The 16,754-nt window shown below is 51.9% G+C and carries 13 protein-coding genes and 1 riboswitch; of the genes, 7 read left to right on the forward strand and 6 right to left on the reverse strand.

Going from position 1 to position 16,754, the window contains the following annotated elements; translation table 11 throughout:
• Window positions 1–9: 9 nt before the first annotated feature.
• Window positions 10–1,590 carry a peptide chain release factor 3 gene (locus ACWJJK_RS17095; RefSeq protein WP_077728120.1) on the reverse strand — a complete coding sequence of 527 codons (1,581 nt, stop codon included), beginning with the start codon at window positions 1,588–1,590 and terminating at the stop codon, window positions 10–12.
• Between the two features lie 120 nt (window positions 1,591–1,710).
• A complete protein-coding gene (locus ACWJJK_RS17100; RefSeq protein WP_077727977.1) occupies window positions 1,711–1,824 on the reverse strand; it encodes an entericidin A/B family lipoprotein in 114 nt (37 codons plus the stop codon).
• A gap of 971 nt (window positions 1,825–2,795) precedes the next feature.
• Between ACWJJK_RS17100 and ACWJJK_RS17105 the strand changes: the two genes are divergently transcribed.
• Together ACWJJK_RS17105 and ACWJJK_RS17110 are read left to right on the forward strand one after the other, a co-directional pair.
• Window positions 2,796–4,445, forward strand: a complete 1,650-nt coding sequence (locus ACWJJK_RS17105) for a M12 family metallo-peptidase (protein WP_454128311.1) — start codon at window positions 2,796–2,798, stop codon at window positions 4,443–4,445.
• A 1,227-nt stretch (window positions 4,446–5,672) separates the two neighbouring features.
• A riboswitch (cyclic di-GMP riboswitch) is annotated at window positions 5,673–5,760 on the forward strand.
• An 86-nt stretch (window positions 5,761–5,846) separates the two neighbouring features.
• Window positions 5,847–7,694, forward strand: coding sequence for a reprolysin-like metallopeptidase (locus ACWJJK_RS17110; protein ID WP_156879506.1), 1,848 nt, complete (start codon window positions 5,847–5,849; stop codon window positions 7,692–7,694).
• A gap of 147 nt (window positions 7,695–7,841) precedes the next feature.
• Here ACWJJK_RS17110 and ACWJJK_RS17115 read toward each other — a convergent pair whose 3' ends face one another.
• On the reverse strand, window positions 7,842–8,558 hold the full coding sequence (locus ACWJJK_RS17115) for a cistern family PEP-CTERM protein (protein WP_168175311.1): 717 nt from the start codon (window positions 8,556–8,558) through the stop codon (window positions 7,842–7,844).
• 171 nt (window positions 8,559–8,729) lie between these two features.
• Between ACWJJK_RS17115 and ACWJJK_RS17120 the strand changes: the two genes are divergently transcribed.
• The 3 genes from ACWJJK_RS17120 to ACWJJK_RS17130 all read left to right on the forward strand — a co-directional run bounded on the left by ACWJJK_RS17120 (window position 8,730) and on the right by ACWJJK_RS17130 (window position 11,021).
• The gene (locus tag ACWJJK_RS17120; RefSeq protein WP_077727972.1) at window positions 8,730–9,686 is read left to right on the forward strand and encodes a transposase; all 957 of its coding nucleotides are present in this window, start codon (window positions 8,730–8,732) and stop codon (window positions 9,684–9,686) included.
• A 319-nt stretch (window positions 9,687–10,005) separates the two neighbouring features.
• Window positions 10,006–10,383 (forward strand): (2Fe-2S) ferredoxin domain-containing protein, encoded by a 378-nt coding sequence (locus ACWJJK_RS17125; protein WP_077727971.1) that lies wholly within the window; start codon window positions 10,006–10,008, stop codon window positions 10,381–10,383.
• Window positions 10,384–10,508: 125 nt separating this feature from the next.
• On the forward strand, window positions 10,509–11,021 hold the full coding sequence (locus ACWJJK_RS17130) for a septal ring lytic transglycosylase RlpA family protein (protein ID WP_454128312.1): 513 nt from the start codon (window positions 10,509–10,511) through the stop codon (window positions 11,019–11,021).
• 249 nt (window positions 11,022–11,270) lie between these two features.
• On the opposite strand, the gene rsfS is transcribed toward ACWJJK_RS17130, so the two are convergent.
• On the reverse strand, window positions 11,271–11,630 hold the full coding sequence (gene rsfS, locus ACWJJK_RS17135; RefSeq protein WP_077727969.1) for a ribosome silencing factor: 360 nt from the start codon (window positions 11,628–11,630) through the stop codon (window positions 11,271–11,273).
• A 112-nt stretch (window positions 11,631–11,742) separates the two neighbouring features.
• On the reverse strand, window positions 11,743–12,525 hold the full coding sequence (locus tag ACWJJK_RS17140) for a S1 family peptidase (protein WP_156879504.1): 783 nt from the start codon (window positions 12,523–12,525) through the stop codon (window positions 11,743–11,745).
• Window positions 12,526–12,826: 301 nt separating this feature from the next.
• Here ACWJJK_RS17140 and ACWJJK_RS17145 point away from each other — a divergent pair, with 301 nt between their 5' ends.
• The gene (locus ACWJJK_RS17145; protein WP_086133593.1) at window positions 12,827–14,203 is read left to right on the forward strand and encodes a phenylacetate--CoA ligase family protein; all 1,377 of its coding nucleotides are present in this window, start codon (window positions 12,827–12,829) and stop codon (window positions 14,201–14,203) included.
• 42 nt (window positions 14,204–14,245) lie between these two features.
• On the opposite strand, the gene ACWJJK_RS17150 is transcribed toward ACWJJK_RS17145, so the two are convergent.
• Window positions 14,246–15,961: a LysM peptidoglycan-binding domain-containing protein gene (locus ACWJJK_RS17150; protein ID WP_077727966.1), complete on the reverse strand. Its 1,716-nt coding sequence runs from the start codon at window positions 15,959–15,961 to the stop codon at window positions 14,246–14,248.
• A gap of 59 nt (window positions 15,962–16,020) precedes the next feature.
• Between ACWJJK_RS17150 and ACWJJK_RS17155 the strand changes: the two genes are divergently transcribed.
• Window positions 16,021–16,752, forward strand: coding sequence for a class I SAM-dependent methyltransferase (locus tag ACWJJK_RS17155; protein ID WP_077727965.1), 732 nt, complete (start codon window positions 16,021–16,023; stop codon window positions 16,750–16,752).
• Window positions 16,753–16,754: the final 2 nt, after the last annotated feature.

Below are 16,754 nucleotides of genomic sequence, written 5' to 3' on the forward strand. Positions count from 1 at the left end.
CGCAGCACCTTACAGTTCACGGGTTGCGCTGAAGCGAATATCCGGCCAGCGCTCCTGGGTAAGCTGCAGATTGACTCGGCTGCTGGCCAAATAAACCAAATAACCGCTGCCGTCTTCGGCCAGATTGTCGAAAACCTTGCGCTTGAATTCCTCCAGCTTCTTCGGATCATCACACCCGACCCAGCGTGCCGTGGTGACCGGTACGTTGTCGTAAACGCATTCGACGTTGTACTCCGATTTCAACCGGAAGGCCGTCACATCGAACTGTAGGACACCCACGGCGCCCAGAATAAGATCGTTATTCTTAAGCGGCCGAAAGAGCTGGGTCGCGCCCTCCTCGGTCAATTGCTGCAAGCCCTTTTGCAGGGCCTTCGCGCGGAGCGGATCTTTCAGCACCACCCGGCGGAACAACTCCGGCGCGAAATAAGGCACCCCTTCGTATTTGAGCGTCTCCCCCTGGCTGAACGTATCGCCCACCTGGATCGTGCCATGGTTATGCAAGCCGATGATGTCGCCCGGATACGCCTCTTCGACATTGGTTCGGGTATCGGCCTGGAACGTGATGGCATTGGCGATCTGGACCGTTTTGCCGATGCGGACGTGGTGCATTCGCATGCCCTTCACGTACTTGCCCGAGCAGATTCGCATAAAAGCGATGCGGTCGCGGTGCGCCGGGTCCATATTCGCCTGAATCTTGAAGACGAAGCCGGTGAACTTTTCTTCCTCGGGCCCCACGACGCGCTCGCGGGCTTGCCGCGCTTGAGGCGGTGGCGCATAGTCTGCAAACGCGTTCAATAGCTCCAGAACGCCGAAATTATTGATCGCCGAGCCGAAAAATACCGGAGTTTGCTTTCCGGCCAAGTAGGACTGGATGTCAAACTCGTGACTGGCGCCGCGCACCAGCTCGATCTCCATCCGCAACTCGTCTGCCTGATCTCCGAGTATCTCTTCCAACCGAGGGTTATCCAATCCCTGGATGACCTCCCCTTCGACGATGCGATCACCGTGAGACGGGCTGAACAACTGAATTGCGTCGTCATACAACTGATACACGCCTTTAAAGCGCTTGCCCATGCCGATGGGCCAAGTCATGGGCGCGCATTGAATCTTTAAAATGCGTTCGATCTCGTCCAACAATTCGATGGGCTCCCGCCCTTCGCGGTCGAGCTTGTTAATGAAGGTGAGGATCGGAGTATCCCGCAACCGGCAGACCTCCATGAGCTTAATGGTCCTTTCCTCGACACCCTTGGCGCTATCGATCACCATCAGGGCGGAGTCCACCGCCGTGAGCGTCCTATAAGTATCCTCGGAAAAATCCTCGTGTCCGGGAGTATCCAACAGATTGAAAATCTTATCCTTGTGCTCGAACTGCATGACCGAGGTCGTAACCGAGATTCCTCTCTGCTTTTCCATCTCCATCCAATCCGAGGTGGCGTGACGAGCCGCCTTGCGTCCTTTGACCGAACCGGCCAACTGGATCGCGCCTCCGAACAGGAGGAGCTTTTCGGTCAATGTGGTTTTACCGGCGTCCGGGTGAGAGATGATGGCGAAAGTGCGGCGGCGGCTTAATTCCGAAAGAAATTCAGACATCGAAAATTGCAGCGAAAAATGCAAATTATACCGCGCTCGCCACGACTAACGGCAGCAGAACACGACTTTGAAAGGGATTATGTTCTTGTCGGGCCGGCCAGTTTTGGGAGTTTGGACGAGCTATCGGTTACGCCGGTCGGCAGCCTCTTCCATTTTCCTGCCGAGCTTTTGGACGTCCTTGCCGAAGCCCGATACGGTATTGCACCCGACGAGCATTGCGATCATCAGCCACATCAGGACGCGAAAAGCGAATTTCCTCACAAGTATCCCCCGCAAAAAATTGATCCAATCACTATAGGGGCTAGTTGCGGCCCATTTCAATACCTTGTCACTTAGCTCGATACGGTACTTTCGAATCCCAGATTTTTCACCGTAATCAAGCGCGATTCCATGCCATGTTCGACGCAGTAGCGCGACTCTAGAAATTTCTAGTTTGGCACAGCGATATTTTCGCTTTCTTACAACAGTGTCGCGCAATAGCGACTAGCCTCATAGACCTCCCTCGGTGAACCTCCACAGACCATTCTTTACTGACTTCTTGGAAGCGGTTGAACGATTTTGCCCGTTTCTTAAGAGCGACATACGAAGCCCGAAAATATCGGCCAATGTCTCGCATTTGTTTACTTATTAAATGCTTATGAATATGGCCCAAATAATGCCTGAAGCCGAAGCGTGCCGAACAAGGGTTACACAAGAAAATCGTTAGGGACGATAAACACAATCGAGGCACCACGGATAACAAGCCAATGCCGTGCGCTATTGGGGGCTCTGGCGATCGTCAGGCTACGTGACCATAACCACTACCGTAAGCCGTGTAGTCATGAAGAAAAAGAATCGAATCTTCTATTCGCCACTGATTTCAACCGAAACCTCGATGCCCCCGCCGATCATTCCGCCAAAAGCGGTTCGACCTGAGAGCAGCGAAAGGTAGCAACGCGAAGCCAAGGTTCGACGGCAGTCATCCCGCGCAGGCGGGATTGTCAATCGAACCTTAAACGGCAAAACCTAGCGGAATAACTCCCTGCCTCAGGATTCCGGTCGATTTCATTCCACAAAAGACCGCTCTGTAGCAGCAGGCTTCCCGACGCGGCCTGATTCGTGACGCCCTGAAAAGGGACACCGGGACTGACTTCCTGAGAATTAGAGGAGGAGATTTCGAGAAACCGCTCGCATCTCCTTTCCATTACTAAGAGGAGCTAAAAAAAATGAAGAAGCACTTGGTCTTGAGTCCGTTATACCTGTCTCTGGCCTTCTCGGGGGTAAGCCATACGGCCGTCGCCGAACGAAAATTGCCTGAAGACTTATTTCAGGACGTTTGGAACGCCATACCGGACACCTATCTGCCTCCTCAAGCCAAAAAAGGCAGACATCGTTCGGTCCGGCCTAATTTCGACAGACTCAAAGCAGATGCCATAAATCTGAATATTTTCAATGACACGCTTCTGGTCGCCGAGAAAGACCGTATCGTCGACAATGTTCAGGGGCATTCCGCCTGGGTTGGTCATCTGCAGGGCGAACCCGACAGCGAAGTCATTCTGGCTGTGATCGGAAAAGCCATGTCCGGAACCATCAAGCGGGGGAATGGTGAAATCTACGAGATCCTTGCCAACGATGATGATACTCATACCGTCCGGCAGGTGGACCCGAGAAAGATTCTGCCTCACAAGCACCCGATTCCCGATGTTGAAATGGACCCAGATCTAGCCAACGCGCCGGCCAGTTCGGAAGCCGAGACGGCCGCCAATGAGCCGCCGATAGCCGCAGCCACGATCACCGATACGATCGTGGACCTGATGGTCGTCTATACGCCGAAGGCACGCGCCAATGCCGGCGGCACCTCGGGCATTCAAGCCAAGATCGTGAAAGCCGTCGAGGCCGCCAATCAAGCCTATATCAACAGCAAAGTTCATATGAAGCTCAACCTGGTGCGCATGGCTGAGGTCAACTACACGGAAAGCGGCGATATGGCCCGCACGCTTAATGATCTTCGCGGCACAACGGACGGCAAGATGGACGTCGTACATTCCTGGCGCAATCAATACGGTGCTGATCAAGTGACCCTGGTTTCCGCCGACGCAAATTACTGCGGTATCGCCTATCAAATGACGCGGCTGAGTAGCTCCTTTGCACCTTATGCGTTCGCTGTCGTGCATGACGACTCAAGAGCGTACTGTCTCGCCGCGCAAACTCTGGCGCACGAACTGGGCCATAACCAGGGCAACGCGCATGACCGCGCCAACTCCAGCTATGCCGGCATTTATTCCTACTCTTATGGGCATCGTCTGTGCCAAAGCGGCGGTTTCCGGACGGTTATGTCTTACGCCTGCACCGGGGCAACGCGCATTTCGAATTTCGCCAATCCTAGCGTTTACTACAACGGCAAACCCACAGGAATCGATCCGAACATAAATCCCTCAAAGGCCGCGGCGACCGCCTGGTCGATGGAGAAAGCCCGAGCCACGGTTGCCGCGTGGCGTGCCAGTAAAGTGGCCGCTTCCGCTCCGGCGACTCCAAGCAGGCTGGCAGCTTTCTCTCAATCCGACGATGGAATCAATCTTCGCTGGATGGATAACTCGGATAACGAGGAGGGATTCAAAGTGGAGCGCTCCCGCGATGGAGTCAACTGGGAAGAGGTAGCGTTACTCGGCTCCGACATCACCAGTTTCTCAGACACAGGACTCAACCCGAACAGCGAGTACTCGTATCGCGTATCGGCCTATAACGGCATAGCCGAGTCCAGCCCCAGTGAAGTCGTGACAACGGCAACAGCGTCGGTTGTCAATGGCGTTACGGGAAGGACCGACAACGACGCCGATAATGAGCGTCGGCGATATCGCTTTGGTCGCCGCATTTGATCGAATGTCGAATATCGTAGCCTTACGCTTTATCTGATCTTGATCGAGTAGCACCGGCTGGAATCTGCCACTGAGGCAAAAATTCGTTATCTAAGTACATTCAGGGAAGTCTTGCGGCATAGGCAACCTGCAGGACAACCCCGCCAATCTGTCGAGATTCCGCAAATATTTACGGAATGTACTTAGGGCATTTTCATACCTACTGTACGGGCACTCGCGAGTAGGTCGGGAATCCCTTCCAATCGCAAACGGTCGCTTTAGTCGCGACCCTTCCAATCGCAAACGGCGTCTTCGGGAAGGGCGTGGCCGGCGCTCCCGGCCAGGCCGTTTGCGATTGGAAGGGTCATCCCAGCGCTCCTGGGATGACCGTTTGCGATTGGAGCGCCGAAGCCCCCCTTCCCGACACCATGTCCCGGCCGAGCGTCTTCGTCGGAAGGGTCGCGGCTAAAGCGACCGTTTGCGATTGGGAAGGGATTGCCGACCTACGAATGCTTGAATCCATTCACCCTAGCCGAAGGCGCCAACGACTTCGGCCAAGCCTGTTTTGTCGGACGAGCGAGATAAAAACGCTCTAAGCCCGAACTATCATACGTATCCATCAAAGGGTGCCCGTATGACAGTTCGGGTGAATCGAGTCAGGACTGCAAACCGCTCCGCTCTTAGCCATTCCAAGACGATCTTCCTAGTGTCGCCAGCCGGAATAATCGGACAAATCGCCGCTGGATAACGCGTTTTTCTCGTTTTTCCTGGAAATGGACAGTGACACATGCCACATGGCTGTTGCCGAATGGAGACATGTTTTGCCCGGCCACTCCATGGAACCGGTCATTTTCTGACTCAAGTCCTGCTCTGCATACAAGAGATTCAAGGATTCGCCAGGCCGATCATCAACGAACATCGGATTGGCATACGGCGTGCTAAACCGCCATGGCACCGGATAACGTTTGACGTGTCAGCCACTCCGGTGTCATAGCAACGCTACAAACTCAAAAGAAGCTGCGATTCGCTTAACCTGTGCCCAAGGGGGGGTACGGGCAGCAATGCATCGTTTATCCGAAGGTGAGGAGCCACCCGGCGAACGATTACGGCCACTGATAAAAAACAACAATCAATGCCTACATGAAACAATCTACAACACTTTTTTGCCGACTCAATCACACAAATTCCCTAGATTTAGACCAATCTTATTTCTACAGAAAAATCGAGCCGCTGACCTAATGCCGCTTGATCTGAAAAAGGCAAAACCATCGAAAGGTGGTGGCGCAAAGTTACCGGTCTACGGGAGCCAGGCTCCTATGACAGCGGGATTGCCAGCTCAAGCCAAAGGTTGCTTTGGTTTGTCTCATCCCCGCGGGTTCCCAGAGACCATCGCCGTCAACTCGACTCTTAGGGGACCACAACGTGAGCAACAAGACTCAGCATTCTAAGTTCACCGCTGCGCGCCGCAAAAATATCCTCGGACTGGCTGGCGTATTTGCAGCCTTAACGTCTACTGTGGGTGTCGTCCATGCGGCGCCGCCGCAGCGCTTATTCAGCGACACGAATCTGACCCTGCCCACGCAGGCCAAGGCGCAGATCAAAGCCATCAAGGGCCGCAGCCGGGGCGTAGCCATCGACTTCAACGCGGTGAAGGCCGATACGCTCACCCTCGAACTGCTCAACGACACCACGGTTACCGCCATCCGCGATCGTATCGAAGACATCGACGGCCGTTTGTCCTGGGTCGGTCATATCGAAGGGCAAGAAGGCAGCAGCGAGGTGATCCTCGCCGTTCGGGGGCAGGCGATGTTCGGAACCGTCGTGATGGACGACGGCAGAATGTTCGAGATCGCCTACGCCGGCAATAAAACGCATGCCGTCCGCCAGATCGATCCCAACAAGACCGCTCCGCATTCGGAACCCCTCGCGCCGGATATTAATGCCGCCGGTGAATTGGCCGGTACAACGACATCCTCGACTAGCCCGTCCACCGCAGCCGCCAGCACCGGCCAAGTCATCGATCTGCTGGTGGTCTACACGCCTCAGGCCCGCGTGAATGCTGGCGGCGTCTCGGGCATAGAAGCCAAGATTATTAACGCCGTTACCAAGGCCAATCAGGCCTACCTGAACAGTCAGGTGGACATGCAGTTGAACTTGGTAAAAATGGCCGAAGTCAGCTATACCGAGACGGGCAACATGTCGACCAGCTTGTCGGATGTCACCGGCACCAGCGATGGCAAAATGGATGAGGTACACTCCTTACGCAACCAGTACGGCGCCGATCAGGTGGCGCTTATAACCGCTGAAAGCAACTACTGCGGCATCGCCTACGTGATGAATAGCCTGGGTTCCTGGTTCGCTCCGTATGCGTTCGCCGTCGTGCATGACGATTCCAAATACAACTGCCTCGGCAACGATACCCTGGCGCATGAATTGGGCCACAATCAGGGCAACATGCACGACCCGGACAATTCCGCCTACGCCGGCGTGTACCCCTACTCTTATGGTTACCGGATCTGCGGCGTGTTCCACGATGTCATGTCCTACAGTTGCAGTTCGCCACGAATCTCGCACTTTTCTAATCCTAACGTTTATTACAATGGCCAGCCGACCGGGGTGGCGAACTACCAGGACACCGCCCGTTCCATGAATGGCACCAGCGCCACCGTCGCCAGTTTCCGGTCCTCGACCACGACCACCACGACGCCCACGGTTCCGACTGCCCCCACAAGTTTGGCGGCGACTACTCAATCATCCAGCAGTATCGCCTTGACGTGGACGGATAAGTCTAGCGACGAAACCGGATTCAAGGTGCAGCGCTCGCTGGATGGCGTCAATTGGAGCGAAGTCGCTTCGCTCGGCAGCAACGTCACGAGTTTCACCAATACTGGCCTCAGCGCCAGCACCACTTATTCTTACCGTGTCTACGCCTACAACAGCGTCGGCAACTCCGCCTTCTCCAATACCGCCTCGGCGACCACCTCGGCTAACAGCGTCGACACAACTCCGCCCACGGTTAAAATCACCAGCCCCTCCAATGGCGTGAAGGTCGGTAACTCGACAAAAATTACCGGCACTGGCAGCGATAACGTCAAATTGCAGGGGCTGAAGCTGGCCATCGACGGCGCCGTGCGAGCTTCAACCAGCGGCGGCTCGATCTCCTATAACTGGAACACCCGCAGCATCGCGAAGGGCACGCACACGATCACGCTGACTGGCACCGATGCGGCGGGTAACACCAATCAAACGTCGATTCAGATTTACAAATGAAAAGGAATTGCAGGATTGCCTAGGGGTTGACAGAAAAGGTTTCTGCCAAAAAAACGGATATTCTTCAGCAAACCTCAAAGAAAAAGCCGTCCCAATGGGACGGCTTTTTAGTTTGCCTGATCAGAAGTCTTTGTGATCTTTTCAGAGCTATGCCTTTTTTCTTCTCCAATTCCTAAAGCCTAGACCAAGCAGACCGGCTCCCAAGAGTGATAAGATGCTCGGCTCTGGAACGGTTATATCGGGCGGTGGAGGAGGAGGCGTAGTTGGAACCGATATGTCACCGAGCACTTTGTCAGAACCTTGTCCATTTGAACCAACCTCCTGAAAACGTGCGTAGCAGCTTGTGCTCGCATAGCAGTCATCCAAAGTGTTGATAAATGCGCTAGTGATGCCAGCTCCATCCAAAATAGGATCTGTGATGAAATCAAGCGAGACTTGCGCAGTTAAGCCTTCGGTAAGCCCGCCATTCGGATTTCCACCCGAGAAATTACTGTTCAACGCGATAGCGATATCGACTTGGTTATACGGATTTAAGGTCACATTGAATAACAGATTAGGGAAATAGCCCGATAGATCTTCATAAGTTCCCGCTACAACACTCACACCCGTTGGCAGGTCGAAGCCGAATCCCATAAGTGTCGAACCTATGTTTGTGGGGGTAAGATTCGCTATATCCAATAACAAATTGAACTCACCAGGAGGCGGAGCAATGTCGGTGAACGTAAAGCCCACGCTCGCTTTCGATCCGGTATTTTCAGTGCTGCCGTATTGACTGTCGTAATTCAAGGTAAACGCCGGCGTAGCACTAGCATCAACTCCCCCTATAAGAAGGAGCCCGCCAAATAAAATTTTTAGAATTTTCATAGTCATTTCTCGTTGTAGTATCTCTCCACAAAACGTCGACTGCATCAAGTGTGCCACCCCAAAGAGACCAACGAGTATATATGCGGGGATCTGATGTCAGAGCTGGGGTCAGGCTTTTATTATTTGGTTTGCATGCTATTGTTACCGTAGTTTTCGATAAGGCTTAGCTTCATGGCCAGAAAACCCCGCATCCACATCCCCGGCGCTGTCTATCACGTCATGCTCCGCGGCAATGCCGGACAGCCTATCTTTTTTCACGATGAGGACAGAGACGTTTTCGAGGAATTGGTTGGCGAGGGCGTCTCCCGTTTCGGTCACCGTATTCACGCCTACTGCTGGATGCCGAACCATGTCCACTTGGCGGTTCAAATTGGCGATGTGTCGCTTTCAAAAACCATGCAACACCTGGCTTTTCGTTATACGCGGTGGATCAACAAGCGCGAAAACCGGATCGGCCATCTGTTCCAGGGCCGATTCAAGGCGATCCTGATCGATGCCGATGCTTATCTGCTCGAACTTGTTCGCTATATCCATCTCAATCCAGTCCGGGCAAATTTAGTCCACGATCCTGCCGAGTATCATTGGAGCGGACATCGAGCTTACCTCGACCTAGATCGCGTTAGCTGGCTTACGACAGAGTGGATCTATTCCCAGTTGGCTCAAGATGTGGCGACAGCACGGGAGCGTTACGCACGTTTCATCGCGGGAGGATTGGACGAGGGTCATCGGGAAGATTTCCATAGAGGCACGGTGGAGGGGCGCATACTCGGGGATGAATATTTCGCCGAGAATGCGCTAAGGCAGTCCGATAAGGCATCACGAGCACAAATTAAACTTGAATCGATCATTAGCGTAGTCTGTGCGGCTCGCAAGATGGATTTGGATCAAATCAGCGGTGCAGACCGTGGCCGAGCGGGCGCCGCGGCTCGTGCGCTGATCGCGTACTTAGCATTGGAACTCGGCGCTGCCACCTTGACTGAGGTCGGCAACTTCCTCAACCGCGATATATCGACCTTGAGCACGGCGGTCAGTCGCTTACGGGAGCGCATAAAGCAAGAATCCGAATTGGCAGCGGAAGCCAAACGATTGATGAATCTTTTGGCCATTAACAAAATTAACAAAGCCTGACCCTTCATATTTTGCCGGTTCGCAGGCCATTTAAATTTTCATCCCACGCTTCTGGCGTTACGCACTGCTCTTAATATGTAAAAATTCTTGACACACTCAGAATGAAAATTGAAGCCAACAGGCTCTTAACGTCAAATGAATCAGTGGTTTTTGACAAAATTGTGAATTAAAACAAAGCTATAAGGCCGTAAATTTTGTTGACAATTACACTCGGAAAAACGCGCACACAGGCAAGGTATCCGCAACACGGACTGGATGCGTGATATAAATCAATAGCCGCGGCGGCTTTTTTTCGCGATCTCTTTAAGCCAAAAAACGAATGACTGAAAGCGACATCGATAAAAACTTGCGTACTATCGCTCAAGTCCTAGCGATCTCCGCAACCAAGCGACACATATTTCTCTGCTGTGATCAGACCAAGCCAAAGTGTTGCCGCAAAGAAGAGGGGCTTGAATCCTGGGAATATTTAAAGCGCCGACTGGATGAGTTAAAGCTGACCGGCTCGGCCGGAATCCAGCGTACCAAGGCCAATTGTCTGCGGGTGTGCCGTCATGGGCCGATTGCAGTTGTCTATCCGGAGGGCGTTTGGTACCACTCCTGTACGCCAGAAGTTCTCGAGCGAATCATTCAAGAACATCTCATCGGCGGAAAGCCGGTAACCGAGTATGCGTTTGCCATGCGGCAAGCTGAAGACTAAATTCTATTAGGCTGGCGGCGCCGATGAGTGTCAATGCCTACGATGTCAGACCGGCTACGCAGTAATCAGCCTATGCCGGTAGCCATGCGATATCGAGAACTTCTATAGCATATAGAGACGTGGACTTGAAAATTAGAACTATAACAATGAGACAAATTGGAATGACGGCATCAAAGATCGGATGGTTTTTGCTGGGAGCCATGCTTTTGCCGGGGTGCGCCACACAATCGGATTATCGGCCTTTCAAATCCGAGAAAAATATTGCGACCACCGAGCGACACCCCCGAAAACAGAGCTATAACCAACCGTATCGGGTAAAAGGAAAAACGTATTACCCGTTGAAAAGCGCCAGAGGCTATAAAGCCAAAGGAGTGGCATCCTGGTATGGATGGGAATCTGGGCATCGGACAGCTATGGGATCACGCTTCAACCCCAACGCACTAACCGCCGCGCATCGCACACTTCCCTTGCCTTCACGGGTGCGAGTGACCAATCTAACAAACAAACGATCAGTGGAGGTGGTCGTCAATGATCGTGGACCATTCATCACGAGTAGACTAATCGATCTGTCCCATGCCGCCGCCAAAGCACTTGGCATAAAAGGAACGGCTCGGGTAGAGGTGATGGCGCTTGATTAGATCCTCTTTCTCAACGCTTCGAAAGCTTGCGATCGACATCTTCGAAAAAACGTCGTCCTAGTGATCTCAAACGGTCACTGTCCCCTTTCGCCGCACAATGCACAAACGGCAATGCACCCGAACCGTATCAAAACGGGTCTGAAAATCGAGCCCAGAACGAGGTAAACCGGTAATCCCACTGATTTCCCCCTCGTCATCTGCTTACTTCATGACATCTCTCAACAGGCGAAACGACCACATCGAAGTCGTTCAATGCGCCGCACTGGCCACTGCATAAAGCGGCGAATAATCAGCCTGCCAGAATTTCTCGAGCTGATAAAACTCTCGCGTTTGAGGCTTCATCACATGGACGATCACATCCCCCAGGTCCACCAAGACCCACTCGCCACCACCCTGCCCTTCGACGCCGAGCGGCTGGACCTCGTTATTTTTCGCCTCGTCAATCACGTGCTCAGCCAGTGATTTCACGTGCCGTTCCGAAGTACCGCTAGCGATTACCATAAAATCTGCAATGCCGGTTTTTTTCCGAACGTCTATTACTTTAATGTCCTTACCCTTGCCATCATCTAAAGCCAGCAATACAACCTGCAACAATTGATCTGTAGTCATGTGTCTATGCAAAAGGATTTTCTCCCAATTGAATTATCGTCATTTGTCATTCTCTAGGACCGGAAAATGCCGCGAAAATCTCCCTTGAACGCGCCCCACGACCTTAGAGTCTCTACCGTTTTATGCCATTCTCGTTCAATAAGCTCACGGCGTAGCGAATCGGGATTGCATAGCTAATTCCACTCGGCCGCTCAAGAAGATTCTCTTTCGTCTCCTGGACAAAGACCTTGTTAATTATCCCAACAACGCTACCGCTTTTGACATCGTACAGCGGACTCCCGCTGTTTCCCGGGTAAGCCGTCGCATCGAGCTGAAAAACATCGTAGGGCTCGGAAAGTCGACGGATGATTTTGGGGTTCAGCCGCTGCGACGTATGTGCCGGGATCGCGATGGGACTTATGGCAGAAACGATTCCTCGATGTGTAACCGGATTAAGTCCCAGAACCATGCCGATCGGGTATCCCGTAAAGGCGTATGACTCTCCCTCCCGAACCTTACTCGAGTCTCCTAATCGCATAAATGGCAAAGGCGACCCGCCGATTCTTAGCACAGCAATGTCATGAGACTCATCCGTTGCAATTTCAATAGCCTGTCGCACGTTTTGCTTTTCGCCGTCGCGAGTGAAAACAGCCAACATTTCGAATTTTGATCTGTCAATCGCTTCCGGAAGAACATGTGCGTTCGTCAAGATGTGCAAGCCGTCGCTAATCGCGAAACCAGTCCCCCGGAAGATCGCCGGCGGGGTTCGCGTTCTTTGATAAGTTCCGATCCCGACGATGGCCGGTTTAATCTTTTCTATTATATCGGGCAGTTCGTCGGCATGAATTCTGGCGCTAAAGCCTAAGCTTGTACTGAAAATTCCGATACCGGCTAGACACAAATTCTTGAGTCGCATTCAAATCTGTAAGGAAAGAATTCGCCACTAACAATTATCCGATGAATCGATCGGCTCAGGTTCTGTTTCTATTATGATTAGGCACTATTCGTCAATGCGCTTAGTGAGAAAAGAAGAGCTTGCCATTCACTCTGGCCTGGTTTACAAGAATCGCTCCTACGCGGAATAACCTCTCGTGGCAATCCGGTGGGCCACGAGACTTTTAGGCCAAACGTGTTTATACACTTAGGGCATTTGGACGCGATTCGCAAGCAATCGGCAGTCCACACTAATAATTACTCCTATACAGCACTCTTCTACGATGCATCCAAACCTCGTCAAATGGTTGGTCTACCCTGTTCATGAACGGATGGTAAGCCGCCCCACGTTTACCTATCTAGCCGAATTGGAAAAAACACAGTGGCTTTCGCGTGAAGCGGTCGAAAGGATGCAGATGGAGAAATTGCTGGCCTTGTTGCACATAGCCGATGATCATAGCCCTTGGCATGCGGAACGAATCCGTGCGTCGGGCCTCGACTTAACCGCCAGTCGCGACCTAACCTTCGACGATCTTCGCCGCTTGCCGACAATGAACAAGGCGGACGCGTCCGTTAACAGAGATCGCATAGTTTGGAAAAACGTTCCGGGAGGCGCGCATCGCTACAATACAGGAGGGTCAAGTGGCCAACCGTTGATCTTTTATTTCGGCAGAAAGCGGCAAGCTGCTGACGCCGCCTCGCGCATGCGCGCACGCCGATGGTGGAAGATAGAAGTTGGTGAACCCGAAGTGTTTTTATGGGGGGCGCCGGTAGAACTCAATAAAACAGATCTTGTTAAAAAAATAAGGGATCGACTCTTTAATCAATTGCTTCTGAATGCCTTTGAGATGTCGGAGAGCAGGATGAGCGATTATCTCAAAATAATTCAATCATTTAATCCCGCCTGCATCTATGGCTACGCGAGTAGTTTGAGTCTCTTGGCATCCTACGCAAAGAGCCGGAACAGGGTCCCGAAGTTGTCACGCCTCAAAGTTGTGTGCACCACCGGAGAGCCCCTATTTCCTGAACAGAGAGCGTTAATCGAGGAAGTCTTCGATAAACCTGTATCGAATGAATATGGATGCCGCGACGGTGGGTTGATTGCGCTCGAATCGCCGCAAGGCCAAATGCTGGTTAACAGCGAAAGCCTCATTGTCGAGATTTTGGACGATAACGGGATGCCCGTCGCCCCCGGTGAAATTGGAGAAGTTGTTGTCACAAACCTATATTCGGAGGCTCAACCGTTTATCCGTTACCGCACCGGCGATATGGCACGACAAACCGACGAATTGTGCAACGTAGGTCGTGGCTTACATGTGATCTCGGAGATCATGGGCAGAACCACCGATTTCGTAGTTCGCCCCGATGGAACGATCATGCACGCCCTGGCGGTCATCTATGTGCTACGTGCAATCGAAGGGGTTCACGAATTCAAGATTATTCAACCATCAACAACTCAACTTGATGTTATGGTCGTTCCAAGCCCCATCTGGCACGAGAGCGCAAAGGATGAAATCGTGAAACAGCTGCAGAGCAGGATGGGACGAGACGTACGGGTAGAGGTCAATACGGTGGATAACCTACCGCCGGAGGCTTCAGGAAAATACCGTTATGTTACCAGCCATGTGCCGTTGCCGGAAAAGCTGGAGATCCGATCCTGATCTCCACTTTGAGGGCACTCTTACAAAACCAAGATATTTTTGCTAGTCCCTCTCGACCTGGACCATGATACTTGTGCCCGGTTGAATGTGTTTTTCGATCTTAGAACCATTCCACTTGCGCAAGTCAGCCACACTGACTTTAAATCGTTTCGAGATGGAAAACAGCGTATCGCCTTGCCGAATGGTATAACTAATCGACTGCGAAGACTTAATCCCAGAACTAGCGATTGCCAGCTTCTTGGCGGCGTCCTTGTTCCAAAGCACTAAATTTTGGCCAGCCTTGACGCCAGTCTTTGCCGATACACCATTCCACTTAGCTAACTGCTCAACATCAACGGAATGTTTCCTTGCGATAGACCAAAGCGTGTCACCCGACTGAACGGTATAAGTCGACCGTTTATTTAGAGACTCAGCAGATTTTCCTTTTGCGGAAACTGCCGCAACACTGTCCCCGCCTCTGATTTTCCCGATTACTTTGCCAGAAGGCTTGGACGCAAAAGATACGACGCCCCGACCACGGCGTGCCTTTTCTTCTAATTTGCCTTTTCGCACCTTCTGGAACTTACCGTTCTTTTCGGAGTAACTGCCATGTGCCCTGCCGGATTCCCAAGCAACGTCAGCATTTGCCAATTTCGAGTCCCGCGCAGCGATCAGCTCGTCAGCGATCGATGGGCGCCCCCCATCTAGAGGTTGGCTTTGTTGCGCCAGCCGTTCCAACTCTTGCTTAAATTCGCTGATTTTCTTGTCGGCAGGGATAAACAACCTATAACTGCCTTCGATGTCGGCGTATTGGCGCTTAAAACCGGGGTTCAACTCGTAAAGCTTGTCCAAGGAGATATCGGCCGCATCAGCCGCGAGCGCCAGGTCCAGTTGCGTGCTTATCTTTACCGGCTTAAACAAGGCTTCGTTGGGAATGTGATGTAAGTCAATGCCGTACTGTTCAGCCTCCGCGAATAACTTCGCAACAGCCAAGAGACGCGGGACATAGGTGCGTGTTTCTCCCGGCAAATCCAACGACCAGAAATCGGTAGGCTTATTTCTGGCCTCGTTCTTCTGAATGGCTCTGGCAACTGCACCCTCACCACAATTGTAAGCCGCTATTGCAAGCAACCAATCGCCATTAAAATCGGAATGAAGTTTCTTCAAATATTTGATCGCCGCTCGAGTTGATGCGTACACATCACGTCGACCATCATATGAACGGCTCTGTTTTAAGCCGTAAAGCCGCCCGGTAGAAGGAATGAATTGCCATAGGCCCGCGGCTTTAGCCGGAGACACTGCATCAGGCTGGAATGCACTCTCGATGACAGGCAAAAGCGCCAACTCGCCTGGAATATCATTCTTTTCGAACTGCTTCACGATAGAATAGAGAAAAGGTTCGGCCCTTTTCTGTACACGATCCACGTAGGTCGGATGATTGACGAACCATTCGAGTTCACGATCTATTTCCTCGTGCTCAACAGGCGGCAAATTGTACGAATCGAACAATCGATCCCACAAACTGTCATATTCGGCCAGGCTCTTGCCATTATGACGACCGGTAGAGGCTTTGTCCTTTTTCCTAAACCAGCGGCTGGTATTCTTAGAGATATGAAAGACGCGGGAATTTTTGCTGTTCGGCGTTGACGCCGATTGAGAATTGTCGGTAAAACTGTTGTCCGTCTTCGTCTTCCCGGCGTGATGCGTACAGGCACTTAGAGACAAGGCAAAAGCTGATGCATAACAGAGCAACTTTACATCGCGTTTTGGCCGTCTCATCGTGTCTACCTCAGAGTTCTATTCGGGTGATTTATAGCGGCATACCAGCAGTTTAGTCAATGAAAACCAAACGCACACCGTCGCCTCACCCTCGCCAGGTATTTCTGGAGTGGTATCACGCCACAACCCTAGGGCAAATACTACAAACCATCGAGGCATCCTACCTCCAAAGTTCGCTGAATCCTACTTACAATCAAAAAATTTTACAAGTCGGCTTACTAGGATGCGAGAATTTATATATTGATGAAATATTTATTCATAACTTCGTCCTTGTTAGCGCTGAGCATCGGGGCGAGCCTTATACCAAACAGGTAATCACGGGGTATCCAAACGCACTACCCGTCGCGACCGCAAGCATAGATATCTTAATTTTGCCTCATGTCATCGACTTCGAAATCAACAAGCACGAAGTCTTACACGAGGTTGAACGCGTGCTAAAACCTAATGGCAGACTCTTCGTCCTTGGCTTTAATCCCTGGAGCGTGCACGGCATCCTTCAATATCTTCCGCGACGCTCATCATTTTGGCAGCTCAACTTTATCAGCTGCTACCGCTTGTTAGACTGGTTGAGCCTTCTAAAATTCGATGCTGAATACAGTGCGGCATTCAGCATTGCGTCGTCCAAAGTGATACAAAGACCCAACTCATTTTTCAGCAAATCTCGCGCTAATCTGTCATTCGCATTCGGCATAAAGGCGGTTAAAAGAACTTACACGTTGATACCAATCACGCCAAAATGGGTCAGCGCACCGGGTTTAGTGCCCAGCCACATGCTCGAAACTTTACAGTAAGA

This window comes from Methylocaldum gracile (genome assembly GCF_053646815.1).